Genomic DNA, 22,778 nt, shown 5'->3' with positions numbered 1-22,778 from the left:
TATAAGGACTCTTGCCTGTATTTTGGATTAGTGTCTATAACGGCGCATCACTCAGAAGCCTGCCCGGGCCGCCAGCTTATACATGAAGTCATGGCTGGCTACCGGCTGTCTGCCCTTGCCCCAGCCTACCTTCTCGCGGTAACCGCCGAGCAGTCCCTGCTGTTCCAGCTCCGCCTCAGTAATTCCGGTAATCCCCTCGGAATCCGGAGCCACATACAGGGCATCGACCGGGCAATACAGCTCACACATGAAGCAGGTCTGGCAGTCGCTCTGCCGGGCGATAATTGGAATTCCGTTCTCGACTCTGTCGAATACATTGGTCGGGCAGACAGATACACATTGATTGCATTCTACACACCGGTCAGCGCTGATGACTTCAATCACAACAATACACTCTCCTTCGCTACCTCTTCTGTCTTCACCCATACCTGGTCCAGTCCGCCGCTGATCAGGCGGTGATGCTGGCTGTCGTCACTTCCCTTGAAATCCTCCCGCTTGTGCATTCCCCGGGTTTCGGTGCGGGCCAGAGCGGAGCTGTACATCCAGCGTGCCGTTGCCGTCATCGCTTCGGCTTCGCGCGCCTTCACACCTTCCGGTGTGCGCTGGATTTCCCGGCCGCGCTGCTCTTTCCATAGTCCGTCCAGACGTTCCAGCGAAGATGCCAGCCCCTGCTCTGTACGGAACAGATTAATATCGTACGGTTTGACTTCTGCCTGCACCGCCTCCACATATTCTGCGGTTCTGGCAGCGGCTCCCGCCTTCACTTCCTGGTGAACCAGCGGTGAAGAGGATAACCCTACGGGTGCACGGTGAACTGAATGCCAGCCGAGTCCGGCTGCATAGGCTGCCGCCCCTTCTCCGGCGAAGGAGCCGGAAGACATCGCCCAGGCGGCATTATGACTGCCGCCTCCGGTGAACCCTCCGCAGATCAGCTCACGGGTAGCCGCATCCCCTGCTGCATATAGCCCTGGAACCCCAGTGCCGCAGCTCTCGTCTGTAATCCGTATGCCGCCTGTGCCGCGGACTGTACCTTCCAGCCGCAGCGTCACCGGGAATACATCCTTGAAGGGATTAATGCCCCGCCGGTCGAATGGCAGGAAGAAGTTCGTCTGCGCCACCCGCAGCAGTGGCTGCAATGCTTCATCCGCTCCGTCAAGCTTCGCGAATACCTGGCGCCCGGCCAGCAGATTCCTGGCAATGACTGAGCGCCCCTTCTTGGAGCCTGCTCCTTCCACCACAGTGCCGTCTTCATAATAGAAGCTGGCGTAGCTGTAATAAGCAGTCTTCGTTACGGAGGAGAAGGTCGGGCAGATCGCGTAGGCATTGGAGAACTCCATACCCGACAAGCTCGCTCCTGCTTCAGCGGCGAACAAGTACCCGTCACCGGTCAATACGTTGCAGCCAAGCGCCTTGCTGAGGAAAGCGCAGCCTCCGGTAGCGATAACTACCGCCCCGGCATGCACACTCCAGGCTTCTCCGGTCTGGGTCTGCACTCCGGCCGCTCCGGCTACCCCGTGCTCATCGGCGAGCAGCTCCAGCACCGGACTATGGTCCAGAATTTTCACGCCCGCCTTCTTCACAAGCTTGCGCATCAGGCGCATATATTCAGGTCCCTGCAGGCTCCGGCGGTATTGATTGCCTTCCTCATCCACCGGGAACGGATAGCCGGCAACGCCCAGTCTGTTCATATTCTCATAAGTCCGGTCCAGCACCCGGTCCATCCAGCGGTGCTCAGCCAGCTTGCCGCCCATAGCGTAACGGCTGGCCTTCGCTGCCTCGCGCAGCTCTTCTTCCGGCTTCACGTACCAGACTCCGGTGCCCGACGGGGCAGTTGCGCCGCTGGAGCCGCAGTATCCCTTGTCGGCCAGGATCACCTTCACTCCCTTAGCTGCGGCTGTAAGTGCCGCCCATGTTCCTGCCGGACCTCCGCCGATTACCAGTACATCCGCCGTCAGTTTCAATGTTTCCTTCAGTGCCGGTTGGTTCATGTTGTTGCCCCCTTGGTTTCATTAGCGTTAGCGTTTCATTAGCTTGTTAGCTTGTCTTTAACCTTGATAGCTGTCACGCCAGTACAGGAATTTGCGTTCGATGATGCGGAAGAGAGAATCGATCAGCTTGCCGACCACTGCAAAAATAATAATTCCGACAAAAATAACGGCCGTATTGGAATTCTGCTTCGCTTCATTAATGAGAAATCCAACCCCGGACTGTGATCCGATCAGTTCGGCAACCACCAGACCGATCCAGGCCACAGCCATCGACAGGCGCAGTCCCAGCAGAATGCCCGGCAGCGCCGCCGGCAGGATCAGCCGCCGCAGCTTCTGCAGCGGGCTGAATCCGAGCACCCGGGCTACTTCAAACAGCTTGTTGTCCACTCCCCGGATGCCCATGAATGTATTGATATAGAGCGGGAAGAAAGAGCCGCTCATAATAATAACCACCTTCGAAATCTCCCCGAAGCCGAACCATAGAATGATCAGCGGGGCAATAGCCAGATGGGGAACCAGCCGCAGAATCTGCACGCTCGGGTCCAGCAGATAGGCTGCACTGCGGAACAGGCCGGTCAGTGTCCCCAGCAGCAGGCCGAGAATTCCTCCGATCAGGAATCCGATGCCAGCCCGTCCGATACTGACGCCCAGATGATGGACAAGCTCCCCGCTAACCGCCAGATCTGCAAAAGCGGAGAGAATGGTCAGCGGCGCCGGAAGAAACTCCGGCGAGATCCAGCCTGCGCTTCCGGCCAGCTGCCATACGGCAATTACAGCTACAGGAATAACAGCCCCGGTGCCCCAGTCGGACAAAAGAGTTTTCCAGGACGCAAACGTTAATCTTCTCTTGTTGTTATGCGTAGTAATTGGAGCAGTTCCGCTATAATCACGGGCTTCCCTTACCCCCTTGGCGGTCTTGATTATTGCTTCTATCCCTTCACTCATGCGGTACTTCCCTCCTATCCTTGATAGCTGTCCCGCCACCGCAGCAGCCGCTGTTCGATCAGGCGGACAATGGTGTCACTCAGCAGCCCGGCAGCGGCAAATACAATAATCCCGACAAATACCACCGGCGTATCAGCAAACTGGCGGGCATCCGACATCATGTAGCCGATCCCCGAGGTGGAAGCAATCAGCTCCGCCACCACCAGCCCCAGCCATGAGAGGCCCAGCGACAAGCGCACCCCGAGCATGATATTCGGCACTGCTGCCGGGAGCACCAGCCGCACAATCTGCTTCCCTCTGCTGAAGCCGAGCACCCGGGCTACTTCGAACAGCTTGTTATCCGTTCCGCGTATACCCATGAAGGTATTAATATAGATCGGGAAAAACGCTCCCTTGGCAATCAGCAGCACCTTGGATTCCTCGCCGATGCCGAACCAGAGAATGAACAGCGGCACTACCGCAAGGCTCGGGATCATCCGGATCATTTGCAGCGAGGGGTCCAGCAGCTTCTCCGATCTGCGGAATAATCCGACCAGAATGCCGAACAGCAGGCCGAGCCCGCCGCCAAGCAGAAATCCTGACAATGCCCGCACGACACTGATTCTGAGGTTGCTCCATAAATCGCCGGTAGATGCCAGGGTAATGAACGACTGGACAATCGTAGAAGGCGCCGGGAACAGCATCTCCGAGATCATTCCGTAATGGCTCAAAATCTGCCACAGGATTAATACACCTGCCGGAAGCAGCAATCCCAGACCGGCAATCGCCGCCTTTCCGGGGCCGTCAGGCCTTCCTGTTCTTCCGGCATTCCCTGCCGCTACAGCCCGTTCAGCCATGGCTGTCCCTCCTTCTGAATTAATTAGTATATTCGCATTGATTAAGTCGGATATAAAACGGCAGTTGCTCTCTCTTTTTCACAATACAGCCTTCCTGCAACGTCTTCCTGCACAAAATACAACATTTCCCTCCTTATATCGTCCATAATTCATTATTGTTGTACAAAAGGCATCAATTCTTCCTCTCCAAGCCTCTTAGCGGGATAATTCTTGTATTTTGTACAACAATCCCTTCGAACTCCCCGGGTATCGTTGATCAAAGTTGTATTACGTACAACAATATGTGTATACCGTGTCTACTGAGGAGTATCCATTCTGACAACAACGATCCACGAACAACGAATCAGGAGTCACTTATATACCCGCCCCGTCCTTCAGCTCAAGCTCATCGACCTTCTCAAAGTAATTCAGTACCTTCAGGCGCAGCTCTTGAAAAGAGGTTGTTGTTTTTTTGCGCGGATAAGGGAGGTCGACAGGTACGATCTTGCGGATTTTACCCGGACGGGGTTCCAGAATAACGACCCGGTTACCGAGGAACACGGCTTCGTCAATATCATGGGTTACAAAAATCATCGTAGTCCGGTTCCGCCGCCAAATATCGAGCAGCACCGTCTGCATATGCGCCCGGGTGAAGGCATCCAGCGCACCAAAGGGTTCATCCAGCAGCAGAATCTTCGGGTTCCTCAGCAGCGCACGGGCAATTGCCACACGCTGGGCCATCCCGCCCGACAGCTCCCGGGGATAGGACTTCTCGAAGCCGCCCAGCTTCACCAGATCAATCAGCTCATCCACCCGCTTCCGGATATCCGGCCTGCCCAGCGGCAGATCGGAGGCGATGTTCTTCTCTACCGTAAGCCACGGGAACAAGCGGTGCTCCTGAAAAATAAACCCCTTGTCGATCCCCGGCCCGCCTATCTCTGCACCTTCCAGCGTAACTTTGCCGGTATAGCCGGTATCCAGACCGGCAACGATGCGTAGCAGAGTGCTTTTTCCGCAGCCGCTGGGACCAATCACCGTGATGAATTCCCCCTCCTGCACATGCAGCTCCACATCCTGCAATGCCTGCACATGCCCTCCGGCGGTATCAAAGCGCTTGTTCAGCTGTGTGATAGACAATAAAGCTTCTCCCATATCTGCTCCTCCTTCTGGCTGAAATATAAATGTACTATTGTAATACAAAAAAACAGAGGAACCTCGCGATAGAACTCGCGCGGCACCTCTGTCTGTACAGTCGGCTGATTTTAATCCAAAGTAAATCAATTGGAATTTGTAAATTTAAAATATCACCTATCTGTAAATCTGTCAATGAAAATACACAAATTCCGCCCGGATTAATTATTTCGATATAGACTTTCTGAAAGCACTCTGCATTTCTTCATCCTGACCCTTTTGCTATAATGGGCTCAGATGATTTAAGAAGGAGTGGCACAACATGCTAATCGGGGTATTCCATCCTCAAGATCCCTTTGCCGTCATGCCCAAGGAACGTGTTGAGGCTATCCTCGCTGAAGCCGCCCGGCAGGAAGTCCGGCTAGTCTTCTTTAATGAGTCGGGAATTGATCTTGAGCAACAGACCGTTCAGGGACTTACCTCCGGCGGCAGCGGAGAGTGGCAGGAAGCCGTATTCCCGTTCCCCACAGCCGTGATGAACATCAGACCCTGGGGCCCGCGCAAACGTACTCCCAAAGAGCTTGTCTTCCGTAAAATGGTGCCCTTTACCGCCTTTCTGATCGGCGACAAATGGGAGGTTACCCGGCTGCTCTCCGGTTCTGCTGAACTCTCCGGCCATCTGGTCCCCACCCTTCTGCTGAAACAGGTAGAGACGATTGAAGAACTGCTGCTGGAACATGACAAGCTCGTCCTGAAGCCGGCAAGCGGAAGCCGGGGGGATGGAGTACAGGCGCTGACCCGCAGCGGAGATGTCTTTGTGCTGCAGAACGGGACAAGCCGCAAGGAGATGAGCCGGGAGGAATTAACGCATTATATTGCAGGGTTCAAAAAAGACTTCCTGATTCAGCCTTATATCAGGTGCCTCACCTCCGGAGGGGAGCCCTTCGATTTCCGCATCCTGGTTCAACGGAATGGAGCAGGTGAATGGACCGTGCCGCTGATCTACCCGAGGATCGGACAGGCAGATACGATTACAAGCAATGTCAGCATCGGCGGACGCACAGAGCTGCTGGAAGCCTTCCTGGCCAGAGAGCTTCCTGCCAGACGGTATTCGCTTCCGAAGCAGCTGCATGATCTGGGTCTGGCCATCGCGGAAGCCGTCAATTCCCATTATGCATTCCCGCTTAATGAACTAGGAATTGATCTGGCTGTGGACAATCAGTGCCGCATCTGGTTCTATGAGGCCAATACTTGCCCGGGAACACTCAACCACGAGGCAGAACGGGCCGTTCTGGCTATTGCTTATGCCAAGTATGTGGGCACGGAGAATCTGAAGACTCGGGAGGCACCACTCCGGCAGGAGAGCGGCAGAGTCACCGCGGGGCTGCTGTTTGATGCGCCGCCTGCATTGACTGAGCTGGAGCCGTATGCCGGAGTCGCCGCTTCCCTGGGGATGACGCTCAGTTATTTTCTCTATGAGGATATCCGGTTCAGGGCTTCTACCATTGCGGCACATGTACAGGAAGGGCAGGAATGGGTCCGGAGGAATATTCCGTTCCCCGATGTAGTCTACAACCTGATTCAGCAGGACCATAAGGAAGATGTCAGCAGACTGCACAGCAGTACCCATCATCTGTTCCTGACCTCTACCGAACCCAAAGGGCCGATCCCCTCCTCGCTGTTCATGGCGCTGGCCTCCCGTGAACCCCGGCTGCTGGAGAGAGTTCCGGCTTATATGAGCCCTGATGAGGCGGAGGAAGCCCGGCTGTTCATTGACCGCCACGGCTCAGTGGTGATGAAATCCGGCGGCTTGTCTGAAGAGGAGGAGACATTGTTCATTAAACGTCTGCCTACCCATTATGAAGTGCGGGATTCAGAGTTCGTCCATCACTTCAATAATGCTGACTTCGCCGTGTTCCTGGGCCTGTTCCAGGAGGCGGGATATGTCCTGATTCAGCAGATTGACAGCCGGATCAGCGGCGGGCATCCGCTCCATCTCCGCGTATATCTGATGAAGGACCAGCAGAATGTATGGCGCCTGATGCAGATTACACCGCTCCTTGCATTGGCTCCGCTGGAGCAGCCGGATAATCCTCCGGTTATCGTCGACTGGGATTGGCTGCTGTTCCGCGAATTCGGCGATGCCTCAGGTGAAGATATGGATCTGCTGATACAGGAGCTTGCGGTGCATACAGCGCAAGTTGTGGAAGCCTCCAATCACCGGCGGTTTCATGAGCTGGTTGTAGATTTCGCCCTGGACAAGGACCGTAAGCTCTGGCTGCTCGGAGCAGAATTTGACGGCCCGCAGGACGTTGTCCACCCTTATGATGTGGCCAGAATTGTGCTGCCTTATGCGAAGTCGCGAATTCAGAATCCTTCATAGCTCAATTTAGAATTGTTGTCTTTAATCAAAAAACCAGCAAGGCCCTGTCTCAGGGCTTTGCTGGTTTTTTGATTTGTTTTCTGCATCTCTATATGAGTGTGACGGATTAAAATTATGAATTAGTTCGTCAGGTTTGTTCTCTGCAGGAAGCGGCGGATCATGGCTGTGGCCTCATCGCGCGTGACTGCTCTTTTGACACCAAGTGTATCATTCTCATAACCGTAGACCACACCGCCATTGTAAGCTTCATTCAGATATTGCTCAGCCCAATCGGAGATTGTGGAATTATCCTTATAAACATCGGCAATCCTGCTCTGGTGAAGAGCGGGAAGCTCCAGCTCAAAGTTCTGATAGAACCGCATCAATACGGCAATCAGCTGCTCACGGGTAACCTCTGCGTCCGGCGCGAAGACCGCAGCAGAATATCCCTGGAACAGGCCGGCGTCTATCGTGAGCTGAATATCGTGAACAGCAGCCGGATCAGCGGGAAGATCCCGGAAAGCTCCGCTGCTAACTGCGCTGACAGGGCGCTGCCCCAGACCCAGAGAGCGTACCAGAATCGAAGCCAGCTCGGAACGGGATACACTGCCTCCCGGATTGAAGCTGCCATTCACTGCACCTTCCACATTATCCTTATCCGCCATAAAGACGAGATCATTCACACCCCAGTGTCTGCTCAAATCCGTGAAGGTCTGGTTACGCTGAATCAGCATCACGGTTGCATTGGTTGGGGTCTGGATGACCGCATGCCCGGAATCGATAACACGCACCGGCACCGGCACATATTTTCCGTCCAGCAGCATTACCGCTCCCAAAGAGTAAGGATTAATTACGCCTGCCGGGATAGGCACCGTGTGATAGGCATAACGGTCACCGTACTGAACCACCGGTGTAGACAGCGTACCACTTATTACATTAATGCTGAATTTGTACGGATCGCCAATCAATGATGCGTTCTGGCTGACTGCCCACTGTGCAGCTGCGGACTTGACGGCCTCCGGCTGTTTCTCAATTCTGATCTCAAGCTTAAGCTGATCTGCAGAGACCCCGCCTTGCTTGGCAAGCTCCTGTACCGGGATGGACACGGACGGGAATTCGATCGCTACATCGCCAGTGATTACAGCCAGTCTCTGCTGTTTGGCAATGAGGGCCTGGATAGCATCACCCGTAATTTCCCCGTATACGGTCTGCGCATCCTTGAGGGACTTGACGCGGACGGCCATCGTTTCCCTGTTGCTCGCCAACTGGGCTGCCTTGATAACTTCCGCAGTCAGGAACCGGAAGGAAGCCTGTTCAATACCCGTGGTATTCTTAGTCAAGGTCAGCTTAGCCGCATTGATGGTTTCATCATTCTTCTTCACAGCGACAACTTCAATCAGCGATTCTTCCTCTTGGACTGCCGGAATCACTGGTGCAGGTGTGGCGGTAGCCACCGGACTGACCGGCACTTGCACTTCAACATTCGGGCTGGTTACCACTGCAGTTGGTGCACTTTCCGATAAGCTGCCGGTTGAAGGCGTACTCTCATTCTTAGGTGTTACGGCAAAAGTAATAAATTTGCCTGCATCACCGACCGTCAGTACATAAGTTGTTCCAGTAGCTTCGCTGATCTCCGTCTTGTTCGTTCCGGCGGCATCATCTGAACGATACCAGTGATACACGCTACCCAGCTCGGTATCTCCGTTAACATCACCGTACGTGTAAGTGCCTGTCAGTGTCTGACCGATCACAGCGCTGCCGCTAATGATTACATCGGTTGCCGTCGGTGCAGCAGCGGCTACAGCGATTGCTGCTGTCGGCTCGCTGGCCGCCAATTCTCCGATTCCATCCTCGAATTCATTGCGCGGCTGGACTTCGAAGATAATGTATTTACCAAGGTCATCTCCGGTTAATACATATTTCGTGCCGGTCGCTCCGCTGATCTCCGTCTTGTTCGTTCCGGCGGCATCATCTGAACGATACCACTGATACACGCTACCCAGCTCGGTATCTCCGTTAACATCACCGTACGTGTAAGTGCCTGTCAGTGTCTGACCGATCACAGCGCTGCCGCTAACCGCTACATTCGTAGCCGTTGGTGCTGCTGCGGCTACCGCGATTGCTGCTGTCGGCTCGCTGGCCGCCAATTCTCCGATTCCATCCTCGAATTCATTGCGCGGCTGGACTTCAAAGATAATGTATTTACCAAGGTCATCTCCGGTTAATACATATTTCTTGCCGGTAGCTCCAGTGATTGCCGTCTTGTTCGTTCCGGCGGCATCATCCGAGCGGTACCATTGGTAACGGCTGCCCAGCTCTGGCTCTCCGTTAACATCGCCGTAAGTGTACGTTCCTGTCAGTTCTTTGCCTACCTGCGCGAAGCCGCTGACGGCTACATTGGTTGCGGTTGGTGCTGCTGCGGCTACTGCGATTGCCGCTGTCGGCTCGCTGGCCGCCAATCCTCCAATTCCGTCCTCGAATTCATTGCGCGGCTGGACTTCGAAGATAATGTATTTACCGAGGTCATCTCCGGTTAATACATATTTCGTGCCGGTAGCTCCGGTGATTGCCGTCTTGTTCGTTCCGGCGGCATCATCCGAGCGGTACCATTTGTAACGGCTGCCCAGCTCTGGCTCTCCATTAACATCGCCGTAGGTGTACGTGCCTGTCAGTTCCTTGCCTACCTGCGCGAAGCCGCTGACGGCTACATTGGTTGCGGTTGGTGCTGCTGCAGCTACTGCGATTGCTGCTGTCGGCTCGCTGGCCGCCAATTCTCCAATTCCGTCCTCGAATTCATTGCGTGGCTGGACTTCGAAGATAATGTATTTACCGAGGTCGTCTCCGGTTAATACGTATTTCTTGCCGGTAGCTCCGGTGATTGCCGTCTTGTTCGTTCCGGCGGCATCATCCGAGCGGTACCACTTGTAACGGCTGCCCAGCTCTGGTTCTCCATTAACATCGTCGTAGGTGTAAGTACCCGTCAGTTCTTTGCCTACCTGCGCGAAGCCGCTAACCGCTACATTGGTTGCGGTTGGTGCTGCTGCGGCTACCGCGATTGCTGCTGTCGGCCCGCTCTGCACAGGTAAGCCTGCATTCCCATTAACAGCTAAATTCTGCGGTTTAACCTGGAACGTAATGTACTTGCCAAGATCATCATTGGTCAATGTATAGGTTTCCAAAATGGCTCCTGCGATCGGGCTAATATTCGTCCCGTTACTATCGTCCGCACGAAACCATGTAAAGATGCTGCCATCCTCATTGTCGCCGTCGGCGTCTGTATAGGTGTAGGTACCTGTTAGAACCTTACCCACTTGGGCAAACCCGTTTATCCCAACGTTGATTGCTGTCGGCGCTTCTTCACCCGACCCCAATGCTCTGAAGCTGGATTTGCCCAGAAACTGATCTTTGAAATAACTCATGGAATCGCCTTGATACACCTGCGGTGAGGAATACGCTGTAGGCAGAACCTCCGGTTGTACAGACTGCGGATCAGCTTCGCCTGCGGCCTGCATCGAGACAGGTCCCATACTTAATCCCATCGAAATTGCCAATACTGAAGTATGTGCGAGCTTGGTATATTTTTTGACAGCCGCTCTTCTGTTTCTAGTTGTCCCCATTGATCATTTCTCCTCTAATTTTCCGTTTGTACTACCGGGCCTGCTGCGAGATGCAGAGCATAGGAAATTCCATAGTGCGCCGTTTCAAATTCATGAAAATACATCGCGGCGTTGCCTAAATTAGCTTCAAAAAGATAGATATTGCTCTTGAAATCAATCCCCAGATCCAGACCAATCTGCTCAAGACAGGAGGCGGCGAGAAGCGACATTCGTCTGAGCCTGGCATTAAGCCCGTCCCTCTCCGGCGGTTCAGAGCGTGCCAATTCCGGCAATCGCCCATTGTCCTGCCCCATCTTTCATCAGATGCACACGTACGTGAAACGGTATCCCTTCTTGGGTAAGGCTTGCTGTATACTTTTGGATGACAAAACGGTGTGCTTCGAAAGACTCCAGCAGCCCGCTGAATTCCACAGCGTTCAAACGGTGCAAATACGTCTGGTCGTATACCTCATACAGATCATCCTTACGCTGTACATACAGAATCTGCTTGCCGAGTGTCCGGTTGTCAGGCTTCATCATCACTTGTTCATGCTCTTCGATAAAAGCAAGCGCCTTCCCCTCATGCTCCCATCCAATCAACATCCCAATTCTCTGCGTTCGTGCCGGATGACTGTCATTCAAATCTGCCTGCGCCCACCTTTCTGCGTGCCTCTCAATTCATACTTTAAATATCGTCTTTCAGACTTTGAATATTTACAATTTTAAATATTTTTTTCAGCTTGGCGGCTCCTCATATCACAAACTTACACTCATATACTTACATTTTGTAAGTCGTTATGGTATAGTAGAGTATATCCTTGCTGTAACGGACAAGCTTAAGCTTTAAACATACTAAATATTCTGGATAATAAGGGGTCTGTACCAATGAACAATCAAGGGAATGATCAAGCGAAGCAAGCGGCTGAACCGGAGTTCGAGTTCGGTATTTATACACTCGGGGATATCGTAACCGATTGTGAAACGGGGCAGCGGATTAGCCCCCGCCAGCGGCTCCATGAAGTGATTGCCGCCGCGAAGCTTGCCGATGAAGCGGGGCTGGATGTATTCGGCGTGGGTGAACATCACCGGCTGGATTTCGTCATCTCTTCAGTGCCGGTTGTGCTGGCAGCTATTGCCCAGGTTACAGAGCGGATTAAGCTTACCAGTGCAACCACCGTACTGAGCACGATTGATCCGGTTCGTGTCTTCGAGGATTTCGCTACACTGGATCTGCTGTCGGACGGCCGTGCAGAGATTATCGCCGGACGCGGCGCTTTCCTGGAATCCTTCCCGCTGTTCGGCTATGAGCTGGAGGATTACAAGCAGCTGTTCAGCGAGAATCTCGACCTGCTGCTCACGCTGAACCAGCATGAGGTCATGAACTGGGAAGGCAAGTTCCGCTCCCCGCTGCATAACGCCGAGATTGCCCCGCGTCCGCTGCAGCAGAAGCTTCCGCTCTGGGTCGGCATCGGCGGTTCGGCCGAAAGTGCCCAGAAGGCCGGGGCGCTGGGTGTAGGTATGGCTATCGCCATTCTAAGCGGCAGTCCGGAGCCTTTCCAGAATCTGGCCGACACCTACCGCCGTTCCGGCGCCGCAGCAGGGCACAGGCCGGAAGACTTGAAGATCGCCATCACAAGTCACGGCTATATCGCCAAAACCTCCCAGCAGGCGCTGGATGAGTATTATCCTTATTACTACAGCTACCGCAATGCGATCAGCCCGAAGCCCGGCCAGCAATACCGCGTCTCGCGCAATGAATTCGGCCGGTTCACCTCTCCGGACAATACTTTGGCCGTGGGCAGCCCGCAGCAGATTATTGAGAAGATCCTCTATCAGCATGAGCTGTTCGGCCATCACCGCTTCATGACCCAACTGGATATCGGCGGCCTTCCCTATGCCAAGGTGGCAGAAGCCATTGAGCTGCTGGCAACAGAAGTAGCTCCGGTTGTGCGGCGCGAGCTCGCCAAGAAGCGCAGCGGCATCTCTTCCCCCCAATAATAAACAGAACCAAAAAGGTTGCCGCCCGGTGATAGGGCGGCAACCTTTTTTTGCGGAAAATCAATAGTATATGTATCAGAATATATCCGGCAGATGTATCCGGCACACCTGCTGCAGCGCGTCATAACTGTCATTGAACTCAAGCTGCCGGAGAATATCCAGGTAACCCAATAACTGCTGCGTATCTTCTTTATGCTTCAGACAGAGCAGCGTGATCTCATGGTACACCAATGTGACAATTTTATCGTACAGCAAGTTCGTCTTATCCGCTAAGGGCAGCGCTTTTTTAAGAAAGAACAGGCATTGCTCGTAATTATGCTCTTTCAAGCAGATTTTCGCGATGTTCTGCATCAGATGCTGCTGGATGGTCCGGCTCTCGGCAAAGTCATGGTATTTACCAAATTCATCTGCAGCCCTTAATCCAAAAAAGATCGCGTCGCCGCTGCTTAGCGTAAACAGGAAATTATTCAGCAGCTTGAACTCATACAGATACCATATGTCCGCACCCATCAGATAAGGCTTGATCTCCACGGCTAATTCGCTTAACTGCCTGATCTCATCCTCCCGCTGATACTGAATCAGAAAGCCCTGGCCCAGCAGATACAAATGATAATAAGCCTCCGTGCGCGTCGCCCCGTACAAGAAACAGCATTCATAGCTGATCGTCCTTACTTTGTCGAATTCATAACGGTTCGCCGCCTCCACCAGACTTAAGTGAAGCGTACGTTTCTCCGGCTGTGCATAGCCATTCTGCAGGAATAGCAGCTCCTCAAGGGACATTTCCAGCTTGTCCAGCAGGAGGATCAGCTTGTCATATCCGGGATAATATTTACCGCCCTCAAAGCGTGACAAGTTGGAACGGCTCATAATCCCATCCGCCAGAATTAACTGGGTTATTCCTTTGGAGGAACGGATTTGCCTGATTGTAGAGCCCAGAAACATGATTTCACCCCTCCGCTCTACCGTGTGAGTATACAGCACAATTTTCCGGTCTGATTTTCATTGTATGCTACACTCGGCACAAATCAAAATATAAAAAGCAGGGGAAGGATTATCATGGGCTTTCATTTGTCACGGAAACTAAACAGTAGAGTATGGAACATTCTGGCCGGAACTTTTTTCACGAGAACTGCACTATTTATGAGCGTCCCTTATCTGGCTATCTTTCTGACGAGTCAAAAACATCTCTCCATCTTCCTCGCCGGCTGTGTTCTCAGTATCAATCCGCTGGTGAATGTACTCTTCAGCGGCTTCGGAGGGGCGCTTGCGGACCGGCTGCCTCTGCACAAAATCATCGCCGTTGTCCCCATAGTCTGGGGAAGCCTATTCATTCTGTTCTATTATGCAGACAGCTTCCCGGCCTTCCTGCTGCTTAACGGCCTTAACGGATTATGCTACTCCATCTTCGAGCCTGCCAGCAAAAAAGTGCTGTCCACCGAAACGCTCCCGGAGAACCGGCTGCTCGTCTTCAATCTGCGGTATACGGCGATTAATCTGGGCTGTTTTCTCGGCCCGCTGTTAAGCCTGCTGTTCAATATGAAGCTGACGCTCTTTCCTTATGTTATTCTGGGCGTTCTTTATATTCTGTATGGCGTCTCCACCCAATTCTTCTTCCGGCACGGGGGCTGCATCCACGTTTCTGTTGCATCCCAGGGTATCGGCAGCCTCAAGAATCTTGGCGCAATCCGCAAAGACTATGTATTCCTCCTCCTGCTGGCCGGAATGAGCTTCTCCTTCTTCGGGTATTCCCAGCTGAACGGAACCGTATCCCAATATTTAACCGCCACTTCTGCCTTGGCCGATGGTGCCCGGATGTATTCGGTGATCCTGTCGCTCAATGCGGTTGTTATTCTGGCTGCGCAATTTGCCGTACTGCGCTGGATCTCGAAGTGGAATCCTTTCCACGTGGTACTCACCAGCAATCTGCTAATTGCCGCAAGCTTTCTGTTCTTTGTGCTGCCCGTCTCCCCGTTGATGCCGCTGCTGTTCATTACAGTGTTCAGTCTGGGGGAGCTGCTGATTGGTGCGCGGTTCGATGCCTTGGTGGATGAGCTGTCCCCGGAGAGTAATAAGGGACTCTATTTCGGCTGCTCGGAGTTTGTTAAGATCGGAACCACTTTCGGCCCTATGCTTGGGGCGGGTCTGCTGGGGCTGTACGGGGTAGAATCGCCTGTCCCGGTGTTCGGATTGATCGGCGGGATTACTGCAGCCGGGGCTGCTCTGATCGGAGGCGCAAGGTTCCAGCATCTGCGGAAGACCCGGCAGCCAGTGGATGCTAAATATACAGGAGTGCATCAGGAGGGTGCGTAAAAGAACAAACTACTTCTGGAGTAGCGTCCGTCGGTAAAATTGCCCCGCATTCAGCGGAATTAAGGGCGCTTGCGGTTCGGCCCCCTAATTATGGAGACATTCTGCTAAAAACTCGTGTTTTCGCAGGATATTGTTTACAGCTTTATTTCTATCGGTTTTAGCTTGCCCGCTTTCCATGCGGCGTGGTATTGCTTGGGGCTCATGCGCTGCAAACTGCCATGAAAACGGCGCTCGTTGTAAAAGTTAATATAGACTGCGACCGCTTCATAGGCTTCTTCAAACGTTTCAAAGTACCTTTTCGTATACAAATCTCTCTCCAAAATGCTGTGAAACGACTCAATGTAGGCGTTCATATTCGGCGTCTTTGGAGGAATACGCTCATGCTCCAGAGGACGCTGCGTTTCCGCACACAGCTCGCCAAAGGCAGCGCTTAGGAATTGCGGCCCATTATCGGAACGATAACCGGTGAGGGGTCTCCAGGCTGTAAACGTCGGCCCAGAGCCTCCCTCAATGTGGCACAGACTTGCTTCGCCGTACAACTCGCTCCAACGTGGTAACCAACGATACAGCGATCAAACACATCAATCACATCAAACATAAAAAAGAAGCGGTCGTAGCCATTAATGTATCCATATTTAATGTCAATTTGCCAAAGTTGGTTGGGACGTGTGACCACTCGATTCCGCGCCAGCTGCCGAGGGTATTTTACGTTCCTCACCGGTTTCTTCTGAAGCAGCCCGAGCTTCTTGCACAGCCGGTATGCCTTCTTGTGGTTGAGGATTAAGCCCTGCTGGACCGATAGGGCGTACGCCAAATTCCGGTAGCCATAGCCGTTCTCCTCGCCCTCTACCAGCTCACTCAGCCACTCTTCGATCTGTAGGTCACTCACCCGCAGACCGCCAGTAGTGAGGGAATAGGCGGGGATCGGACGACCCGAAGTCACTACCGCATCAGGGGCACTCAGAAGCCCCAGGAAACGTTTTTTATGCGCATAGTAGGTTGAGGGTTGAACCTCCACGATACGTAGAACAAGTGTATCCGAATACCCCCGCTTTATCGCTTCGTCGGCCAGTTCGAGTTTGTCTTGTAAGCGGGGTTGGCTTTTTTTAAGAGTTCACGCAGCAGTTCGATCTCCAGATCCTTTTCACCCAGTAGCTTAATGGCCGTCTCCATCTTCGTCTCCAAGTCTTGGACACGCTCCGCATCTTCAATCCGTTCTTGGACGGACGGCGTAGCCTCTTCTCCAAATCGTTCCTTGTAGAACTTCACCCAATTGGCAATGGTGCTGGGAGAGACGGAATACTTTCGGGCCAGGAAGGAAACCTTGGTTCCATTGATCGCTTCTTGGGCTACCTTAATCCTCTGTTCGTCGTATAACTTGTTGCTTCTCATCGGCTCCACTCCCTCTTCTTAGTGTACCTCTTACATGTCAAGGTCTCCACTTTGATTAGGGGGCTTAAGAGCTTGTGCTCCTAATTTCCTCGTTTGGCCCGCATTCGGTGAATTCAGGGGCACTAATGCTCCTCATTTCCGCTTTTGGCCCGTATTCGGCTGAATTCAGGGGCACTAATGCTCCTCATTTCCGCTTTTGGCCCGTACCCGGTAAATTCAGGGGCACTAATGCCCCTCATTTCCTCATTTGCCCCGTAGCCGACGTGATCAAAGGGATTTATCCCTTTAATTTCCTCATACCGCCCACTTTTAGCCGAATTAGTGGGATTTATCCCTTTAATTTCCTCACACCGTCCACTTTCGGCGGATTTAATGGGATTTATCCCTTTGATTTCCTCATACCGCCCACTTTCGGCCGATTTAGTGGGATTTATCCCTTTAACTTCCTCATATCGCCCACTTCCGGCCGGATTAGTGGGATTTATCCCTTTAATTTCCTCATACCACCACTTCCAGCCGAATTAGTGGGATTTATCCCTTAGATTCCCCCACTACCGCCCACTTTCGGCCGGGGCAGAGGGATTCCTGCTTTAAGAACTATTGCGTCCTGCAGACGTTCCTGCCCCGAATTCCAAAGAAATTATCCATAACCTTACGCTCCTTATCTACATAGACAAATCTCATAATTCCCGTAAAGAACAATTAAAGAACAAAAAAAGGCCCCCGGCCATGCCGGAGACCTGCTCAATGCTCGATGGATGCAGTATTCAGTATTCAGTATTCTGTATTCTGTATTCTGTATTCTGTATTCAATATTCAATATTCAATATTCAATATTCAATATTCAATATTCAGTATTCAGTATGCGTTATGCGAATGATGGCTTGTTATTATCAACCTTGCCGCTGACCAGCTTCTTGTACTCGTCGTCTCCGCCCTCCAGAGAAGGCGCTAAATATACATTAAGCGCGGATGGAGAGAGCTTGGTGCCGGATTTACGTCTGGAACGGCCTTTGCCTCCCGCACTGTTACCGTTACCGCCCTCAGACCGGCGGACGCTACTAGAAACACTAACTGCATTCTTCATATTCTTCATCCTGTCAGTCCCCTTCCACTAGATGATTGACGGTACGGAACAAATCACGGTTATAGGCAACCACTGCTGTAAGATCCTCTGCCGATAATCCCCCGCTTCCGGAGAAATGTACAGAAATCACGTGGTTCTTCCCTAAAGGATAGCATAGGATATATACCTCCGCAACTTCCGTACGCTGTAAAAAAGTCCATTCCTTTGCCAAAAAAGCATCCAGCACACCCGGTTTCCCGCCTCCGTCTTCAGAGGTCGAGAACGGATAGATATGCCCGCGGCCAACATTGCCGCCCACCTGTTTCAGGCCTTCCCCCTCTTCAGCCCGCCACATGGCGGCTCCGATCACCCGGCAATCCTCCGGAGGTATGAATGAATTACGGACGGCTTCGCTGAGCGCCTGATAGTTCTCACCCGGCTGGGGAGGCGTCACATTATTATTATATTGCCAAAAGAAGTGAAGGATACTTTCTTTTCGCCTAAGCTCTGCTCTAAGTTGCTGCAGTTCAACAGCCGGATCATGGTACATGCCCTGTCCCTGAATGCTGTCGATGATCTTACCGCAGCTGACATCCACCGCAGCTGTAGCATTCTCATGCTGCCACTCGTATTCCAGCGGCGTCAGCCCGGACAGATCGGACAGCAGGTGGTACTCTTCCACATTCTCTCCCGGAATCAGATCGCTGCGGGAGGGTACCTGATCCGGCAGCAGGCAGAAGACCCGGCCGCGCCGTAATCTGGACCAGAACAAGCCCATTTCAAACTGGGTGTTATCCCGGGTTACATAATAATATTTACCCCTGATCCGGGCCACATCATCAGGCGAGAACACGAATACGGCAAAGTCACTGATATCCAGATTCCGCTCCAGTGCCTCCATCGTATATTCATTCGGCCGGAAAGCAGCAGCATACCAAGGATGAACTTCTGCGGTCCGCTTCAGCTGCTCGTGGATGGCCCTGGCGTAGCGGATGGATTCTCTGGAGGATCCAATGAATAATCTAGCTCTGATCACGGCGGCACTCCTTTATCTGTTTCCCCAATATGTAATAATTATACAGACATTTCCCCCTAAGGAATAGGGCCGCCAGTTATATTAAACAGCGAGACCACGTAGTGTAAATCCTCGTTGTTATATGAATAAACGAATCACAATTATCCTCAATTTTAATAAATCATTGTTCTCCGGCCGATGAAACGGGTAATAGAAATTTATCTATCCGGGAAAAGAGGCTTTATATGAAAAGAATATTACATACCGCCGTACTGGCAGCCTGTCTGTTGACTTCATATGCGCTGCCGTCTTCTGCTGCCCATGCTGCAGATACCTACACAGCCAAAGTATACGCGAACTCCCTGAATGTGCGCAGTGAGCCTGCTGCAAGCGCAGCCATCACCGGCTCGCTGGCTAATGGAGCCGTAGTTACTGTCACAGAGGAGCAGCATGGCTGGCTCAAAGTACGGGCCGGATCTGTATCCGGATGGGTCGCGGGGTATTATCTGAAGCGGACCAGCGGAGCTGCCTCCGCAGGAACCTCATCCGTCTCATCCGCCAGCACATCCGCTAAGACCTCCTCCGCCTCCAGCGGAACGGCTGTTGTCACCGCCTCTTCCCTGCGTATCCGGGGAGGACCGGGAACCAGCTATGAGGTAGTGGGTTCTTTGCAGTCCGGGAATGCCGTTACGATTCTGCTCCGCCAGGACGGATGGTCAAGAATCCGTACAGCCGGAGGAACTACCGGCTGGGTATCCACCCAGTACCTTGCCGGGGGAAGCGTCCCGAACTTAAGCACTGCCAGTTCAAATGCCCAGAACACCAGTGTAATAAGGAAATCCGGCAGCATCCGCGGCAAGCTGATTGTCGTCGATCCCGGTCATGGGGGCAGTGACCCCGGTATGCTCGGCACGACCTATGACACGATGGAGAAGGATCTTACCCTGCAGACCTCCCTATATCTCCGGGATTACCTGACCGCCAAAGGGGCCCGGGTAGAGCTGACCCGTACCCGTGGAGACCAGAAGCCAACGCTCTCCCGGCGGGTGCAGCTCGGGCAGCAGCTCGGGGCGGACGCTTTTGTCAGCATCCATTATAATTCCTCTCCGAAGAATGTCTCCGGCACGCTGACCTTCTTCTATTCGGAGCAGAATGATCTCCGGCTGGCCCGGGCGATTGAAACCCGGCTTGGCGCAGGAATCGGCCTCCGTAGCAACGGCCTCTCCTTCGGCAACTATCATATTCTAAGGGAAAATCCGCTTCCCGCAGCCCTTATAGAGCTTGGGTTCCTCAGCAATCCGTACGACGAGTCGATTGTCCGCAAGGCCGCTTATCAGCGGAAGGCTGCACAGGCTATCGCCGAGGGGCTGGCTGATTATTATAAAAACTGAAAGGAAGTCATCTGAAATTATATGGTGATTTCCCGGATATTGAGTTCTTTTATTTTGCTGAGGTCAATATATTCATCGTTAATGCGGATAAGCGGTGTTTCGATATCATGCGGATTCAGATAGACGATCTCGCCGACCCGGCCATCGGTTAATATTACCTCACGGCCAACAGTCCGCTTCACAATGTTCTCCAGAAAAACCGAAACAATATGCGGGTCCAGCGCGCCAAAGCTGCCTCTTCTCATCTGATCGACAATCACATGGAAAGGCATAGCCTCATGGTAGGGGCGTTTGCTGGACATGGCATGAAAAATATCGGCAACCGCTATAATTTTGCTATAGGAATCAATCTGTTCATCCTTAAGTCCCAGCGGATATCCCTTGCCGTCGTTCCTCTCATGATGCTGCAGTGCCGCCAGTGTAATGCGCGAATTGGCCCCGGTGGTTTCCTTCAGCATCTCATAGCCGTATATCGTGTGTTTCTTCACCAGATTGAACTCTTCGTCCGTCAGCTTGCCGGGCTTGTTCAGAATCTCATTGGGAATCTTCAGCTTGCCGATATCATGCAGGGTTGCCGCCAGGGACAGCACGGACAGCTCGGCTTCACTCATATGTAACCATCTGCCGATTAGGGTGGACAGTACACCGACTCCAACGTTGTGCTGGTATGTATAATCATCTCTGCCCTGGACCGAACTGAATAAAGCAAAAATATCAGGATTGCGCGAGATTTCCTGTATTACCGGAACGACATCCTTCCTGATATCCGCTAGGGGAATTTTCCGCGATATTCTGTAGGATTCAAACATTTCCTTGGAGCTATCTACTACACTATTTGCCATTTGACGATAAGAGGGAGCCTGCTGTTCATCCACAAAAATGATATCAAGCACATCAATTCTTTGTTTGCGGATGAGTTCGAGATGTTCTGCATTCAATTTGCTCTTGGCAGGAATAACTGTAACTCCGTACGCATTGATCAGATCATTCTTAATCGTTCTTCCCAGATAGTTGTCCATACCTTCCAGCCCTCCCAGATAACCGAAACAATATATAAATTGCCCATATAGCTATTATCGGTTTTTCGCTGGAAAATGTTGAAAGGGAAGTTAGGCCGTTCTTAATCTTCCTCTTCCTGCTTACGGTACTCCCGCGGGGTTACTCCAGTGGACTTCTTGAAGACACGGCTGAAATATTTCTCGTCTTCATAGCCCACCAGCTCCGCGATCTGCGATAGCCGCAAATTCGTATTCTGCAGCAGTGTCTTCGCCTTATCCACTCTGAGACTCGTTAAATAATCCGACAGATTCTCCCCGGTGATCTGCTTGAATTTGCGGGAGACATTCTCCCTGCTGATGAAAAAGCGTTCCGCAATATGCTGCAGCGTCATCTCCTGCGCATAATTCCGGTTCAGGTACTCTCTGATTTCCAGCACAAGTCTGCTATCCGGAGCCTGAGCGCTGCCTTTGGAGAGCCGCTGCAGCAGAGACCTAAGCTGACTCTCCCAGTTCTCCACCGAGAACAGACCCTGTGAGTCATAACATAGCTCCAGGCTGATCTCCTCCTCCGGCCGCCAGCGCTTCAGAACAGCACGGATCTCCTCCTGCTGATGGAGAAAGCTGCTCTCTGTAAGCAGCGGCAACCCGGCAAGCTCCCGCGCCCATTCCTCCACAACCCGCTCCATCCGCTCCAGATCACCCGACAATACCGCGATTCTAAGCTTGTCCAGCTGCACATCCATGGCGTAGTCTTCTTCAGGCCTACTCTCCTTCCCGCCTGCTCTGCAGAGATGTATCCGTCCATCACGCTGAAGTAGATTCCGTTCCTCCAGCCCTTGGCGTGCCTGGGCAAAAGCAGGCTGCAGCCCCTCCGGCAACGGGTTCAGCAGGCTGAGCCCGATATCCACCTGAACGCCATACGCCTGGCGGATCGATTCATTCACTCCGTTCAGTACCGTCTCCGCCTGTTGAACAGCATTCCACAGCAGAATCACAAGCTCTCCACCGCTCTGCCAGCTGCGGAAGGCATAACCGCTGTAGTCCGGTGCCATAACTTCATTGCAGACGTTGGCCAGCACAAAAGCCGTCAGCGCCACATCGCCATGAAATCTCTGCAGCAGACGGCAGTCCGCGCCTTGCATCGAGATGACAGCCACTCTGCAGGAGGCTGCTCCAATCGGCATCCCCAGCTCTTCGCAGAGCGCCAGCTTCAGCTCCTGAAAGGAGGCATGCCCGTAGACCAGATCGGACAGCACCTTGTCCCAGTAGAGCGGACGCAGTACGTTCAGCTGCATGTTCTGGCGCTGCGACTGCTTCCGCACCGCCTCCTCCTCCATCCACAGCTTAAAGGCATGCTCCGCCGAGGCAATCAGCTGCTTGCTGTTCAGCGGCTTCAGCAGATAATCGGTCCCGCCGTAGACAATCGCCGGCTTCACGTAATTGAAATCCTGATACCCGCTGATGACAATGGTCTTCGTATTCGGATAATGCTTATGCAGCCATTCCAGCAGCTCGGCTCCGTCCATCAGCGGCATCCGCATATCCGTGAACACGATCGCCGGCTGATGCTCCTGCATAATCAGGGTCGCTTCCTGACCGTTGGTAGCCTCATATATATCGGAGATATTATATTTGTCCCACGGAACAAAATAACGGATCGCCTCCCGTACATGCTTCTCATCATCTACAATCAGCACCTTCATGTATAGCCGCTCCTTTAGGTTATGTCTGCACCCTTCTTCATTCATCACTCTATAATCCATAATTCATC

At 52.8% G+C, this 22,778-nt stretch carries 20 protein-coding genes; 4 read left to right on the top strand and 16 right to left on the bottom strand.

All coding sequences use genetic code 11. The features are described from left to right. Nucleotides 1–51: 51 nt before the first annotated feature. The 5 genes from MHI42_RS24550 to MHI42_RS24530 all read right to left on the bottom strand — a co-directional run bounded on the left by MHI42_RS24550 (nt 52) and on the right by MHI42_RS24530 (nt 4,900). Nucleotides 52–384 (bottom strand): ferredoxin family protein, encoded by a 333-nt coding sequence (locus tag MHI42_RS24550; protein ID WP_342420912.1) that lies wholly within the window; start codon nt 382–384, stop codon nt 52–54. Continuing rightward, nucleotides 381–1,988 (bottom strand): FAD-binding protein, encoded by a 1,608-nt coding sequence (locus tag MHI42_RS24545; protein ID WP_171718213.1) that lies wholly within the window; start codon nt 1,986–1,988, stop codon nt 381–383. Before MHI42_RS24545 ends, MHI42_RS24550 begins: the two co-directional genes overlap by 4 nt. Nucleotides 1,989–2,045: 57 nt before the next feature. Continuing rightward, nucleotides 2,046–2,933, bottom strand: coding sequence for an ABC transporter permease (locus tag MHI42_RS24540; protein ID WP_342420911.1), 888 nt, complete (start codon nt 2,931–2,933; stop codon nt 2,046–2,048). 14 nt (nt 2,934–2,947) lie between these two features. After that, nucleotides 2,948–3,769 (bottom strand): ABC transporter permease, encoded by an 822-nt coding sequence (locus MHI42_RS24535; RefSeq protein ID WP_042140067.1) that lies wholly within the window; start codon nt 3,767–3,769, stop codon nt 2,948–2,950. Nucleotides 3,770–4,123: 354 nt separating this feature from the next. Then, nucleotides 4,124–4,900, bottom strand: a complete 777-nt coding sequence (locus MHI42_RS24530) for an ABC transporter ATP-binding protein (protein ID WP_342420910.1) — start codon at nt 4,898–4,900, stop codon at nt 4,124–4,126. A gap of 301 nt (nt 4,901–5,201) precedes the next feature. Here MHI42_RS24530 and MHI42_RS24525 point away from each other — a divergent pair, with 301 nt between their 5' ends. Further along, nucleotides 5,202–7,262, top strand: coding sequence for a YheC/YheD family protein (locus MHI42_RS24525; RefSeq protein ID WP_342420909.1), 2,061 nt, complete (start codon nt 5,202–5,204; stop codon nt 7,260–7,262). Nucleotides 7,263–7,381: 119 nt separating this feature from the next. On the opposite strand, the gene MHI42_RS24520 is transcribed toward MHI42_RS24525, so the two are convergent. Genes MHI42_RS24520 through MHI42_RS24510 form a run of 3 tightly spaced genes read right to left on the bottom strand, consistent with a single transcriptional unit; the run spans nt 7,382 to nt 11,440 of the window. Next, on the bottom strand, nt 7,382–10,858 hold the full coding sequence (locus MHI42_RS24520) for an S-layer homology domain-containing protein (protein ID WP_342420908.1): 3,477 nt from the start codon (nt 10,856–10,858) through the stop codon (nt 7,382–7,384). Nucleotides 10,859–10,872: 14 nt separating this feature from the next. Continuing rightward, nucleotides 10,873–11,121, bottom strand: coding sequence for a hypothetical protein (locus MHI42_RS24515; RefSeq protein WP_342420907.1), 249 nt, complete (start codon nt 11,119–11,121; stop codon nt 10,873–10,875). Next, a complete protein-coding gene (locus tag MHI42_RS24510) occupies nt 11,108–11,440 on the bottom strand; it encodes a YheC/YheD family protein (protein ID WP_342420906.1) in 333 nt (110 codons plus the stop codon). The genes MHI42_RS24515 and MHI42_RS24510 overlap by 14 nt, the downstream gene beginning before the upstream one ends. A gap of 282 nt (nt 11,441–11,722) precedes the next feature. On the opposite strand from MHI42_RS24510, the gene MHI42_RS24505 reads away from it, so the two are divergent. Beyond that, a complete protein-coding gene (locus MHI42_RS24505) occupies nt 11,723–12,835 on the top strand; it encodes an LLM class flavin-dependent oxidoreductase (protein ID WP_342420905.1) in 1,113 nt (370 codons plus the stop codon). Between the two features lie 75 nt (nt 12,836–12,910). Here the strand turns inward: MHI42_RS24505 and MHI42_RS24500 are convergent, their stop codons facing one another. Further along, nucleotides 12,911–13,777 carry a hypothetical protein gene (locus tag MHI42_RS24500; protein WP_342420904.1) on the bottom strand — a complete coding sequence of 289 codons (867 nt, stop codon included), beginning with the start codon at nt 13,775–13,777 and terminating at the stop codon, nt 12,911–12,913. Between the two features lie 114 nt (nt 13,778–13,891). Here MHI42_RS24500 and MHI42_RS24495 point away from each other — a divergent pair, with 114 nt between their 5' ends. Further along, nucleotides 13,892–15,145, top strand: a complete 1,254-nt coding sequence (locus tag MHI42_RS24495; protein WP_342420903.1) for an MFS transporter — start codon at nt 13,892–13,894, stop codon at nt 15,143–15,145. A gap of 134 nt (nt 15,146–15,279) precedes the next feature. On the opposite strand, the gene MHI42_RS24490 is transcribed toward MHI42_RS24495, so the two are convergent. The 5 genes from MHI42_RS24490 to MHI42_RS24470 form a co-directional block, all read right to left on the bottom strand. Next, a complete protein-coding gene (locus MHI42_RS24490; protein ID WP_342420902.1) occupies nt 15,280–15,684 on the bottom strand; it encodes an integrase core domain-containing protein in 405 nt (134 codons plus the stop codon). After that, the gene (locus MHI42_RS24485; protein WP_342420901.1) at nt 15,576–16,163 is read right to left on the bottom strand and encodes a DDE-type integrase/transposase/recombinase; all 588 of its coding nucleotides are present in this window, start codon (nt 16,161–16,163) and stop codon (nt 15,576–15,578) included. The genes MHI42_RS24490 and MHI42_RS24485 overlap by 109 nt, the downstream gene beginning before the upstream one ends. Before the next feature lie 35 nt (nt 16,164–16,198). Continuing rightward, nucleotides 16,199–16,537 (bottom strand): helix-turn-helix domain-containing protein, encoded by a 339-nt coding sequence (locus MHI42_RS24480; RefSeq protein ID WP_039310863.1) that lies wholly within the window; start codon nt 16,535–16,537, stop codon nt 16,199–16,201. An 868-nt stretch (nt 16,538–17,405) separates the two neighbouring features. Beyond that, entirely contained in the window at nt 17,406–17,633 is a 228-nt protein-coding gene (locus MHI42_RS24475) for a hypothetical protein (RefSeq protein WP_052422117.1), read from the bottom strand. Between the two features lie 4 nt (nt 17,634–17,637). Next, complete coding sequence (locus tag MHI42_RS24470) at nt 17,638–18,639, bottom strand: TIR domain-containing protein (protein WP_342420900.1); 1,002 nt, start codon at nt 18,637–18,639, stop codon at nt 17,638–17,640. A gap of 224 nt (nt 18,640–18,863) precedes the next feature. Here MHI42_RS24470 and MHI42_RS24465 point away from each other — a divergent pair, with 224 nt between their 5' ends. Beyond that, nucleotides 18,864–20,009, top strand: coding sequence for an N-acetylmuramoyl-L-alanine amidase (locus MHI42_RS24465; protein WP_342420899.1), 1,146 nt, complete (start codon nt 18,864–18,866; stop codon nt 20,007–20,009). A 17-nt stretch (nt 20,010–20,026) separates the two neighbouring features. On the opposite strand, the gene MHI42_RS24460 is transcribed toward MHI42_RS24465, so the two are convergent. Together MHI42_RS24460 and MHI42_RS24455 are read right to left on the bottom strand one after the other, a co-directional pair. Further along, complete coding sequence (locus MHI42_RS24460; RefSeq protein ID WP_171717564.1) at nt 20,027–21,028, bottom strand: HD-GYP domain-containing protein; 1,002 nt, start codon at nt 21,026–21,028, stop codon at nt 20,027–20,029. Between the two features lie 101 nt (nt 21,029–21,129). Next, on the bottom strand, nt 21,130–22,710 hold the full coding sequence (locus MHI42_RS24455; protein ID WP_342420898.1) for a response regulator: 1,581 nt from the start codon (nt 22,708–22,710) through the stop codon (nt 21,130–21,132). Nucleotides 22,711–22,778: the final 68 nt, after the last annotated feature.

It is taken from the genome of Paenibacillus sp. FSL E2-0178, assembly GCF_038593005.1.
GTDB lineage: Bacteria > Bacillota > Bacilli > Paenibacillales > Paenibacillaceae > Paenibacillus_AQ > Paenibacillus_AQ phytohabitans.
This window is presented reverse-complemented; position numbering and strand designations above follow the sequence as displayed.

Excerpts from the sequence above, each read along its gene's own strand:
- MHI42_RS24545 (WP_171718213.1), bottom strand. The coding sequence starts at position 1,988 with ATGAACCAACCGGCACTGAAGGAAACATTGAAACTGACGGCGGATGTA.
- MHI42_RS24540 (WP_342420911.1), bottom strand. The coding sequence starts at position 2,933 with ATGAGTGAAGGGATAGAAGCAATAATCAAGACCGCCAAGGGGGTAAGG.
- MHI42_RS24535 (WP_042140067.1), bottom strand. The coding sequence starts at position 3,769 with ATGGCTGAACGGGCTGTAGCGGCAGGGAATGCCGGAAGAACAGGAAGG.
- MHI42_RS24530 (WP_342420910.1), bottom strand. The coding sequence starts at position 4,900 with ATGGGAGAAGCTTTATTGTCTATCACACAGCTGAACAAGCGCTTTGAT.
- MHI42_RS24525 (WP_342420909.1), top strand. The coding sequence starts at position 5,202 with ATGCTAATCGGGGTATTCCATCCTCAAGATCCCTTTGCCGTCATGCCC.
- MHI42_RS24520 (WP_342420908.1), bottom strand. The coding sequence starts at position 10,858 with ATGGGGACAACTAGAAACAGAAGAGCGGCTGTCAAAAAATATACCAAG.
- MHI42_RS24510 (WP_342420906.1), bottom strand. The coding sequence starts at position 11,440 with ATGTTGATTGGATGGGAGCATGAGGGGAAGGCGCTTGCTTTTATCGAA.
- MHI42_RS24505 (WP_342420905.1), top strand. The coding sequence starts at position 11,723 with ATGAACAATCAAGGGAATGATCAAGCGAAGCAAGCGGCTGAACCGGAG.
- MHI42_RS24500 (WP_342420904.1), bottom strand. The coding sequence starts at position 13,777 with ATGTTTCTGGGCTCTACAATCAGGCAAATCCGTTCCTCCAAAGGAATA.
- MHI42_RS24495 (WP_342420903.1), top strand. The coding sequence starts at position 13,892 with ATGGGCTTTCATTTGTCACGGAAACTAAACAGTAGAGTATGGAACATT.
- MHI42_RS24480 (WP_039310863.1), bottom strand. The coding sequence starts at position 16,537 with ATGAGAAGCAACAAGTTATACGACGAACAGAGGATTAAGGTAGCCCAA.
- MHI42_RS24475 (WP_052422117.1), bottom strand. The coding sequence starts at position 17,633 with ATGAAGAATATGAAGAATGCAGTTAGTGTTTCTAGTAGCGTCCGCCGG.
- MHI42_RS24465 (WP_342420899.1), top strand. The coding sequence starts at position 18,864 with ATGAAAAGAATATTACATACCGCCGTACTGGCAGCCTGTCTGTTGACT.
- MHI42_RS24460 (WP_171717564.1), bottom strand. The coding sequence starts at position 21,028 with ATGGACAACTATCTGGGAAGAACGATTAAGAATGATCTGATCAATGCG.
- MHI42_RS24455 (WP_342420898.1), bottom strand. The coding sequence starts at position 22,710 with ATGAAGGTGCTGATTGTAGATGATGAGAAGCATGTACGGGAGGCGATC.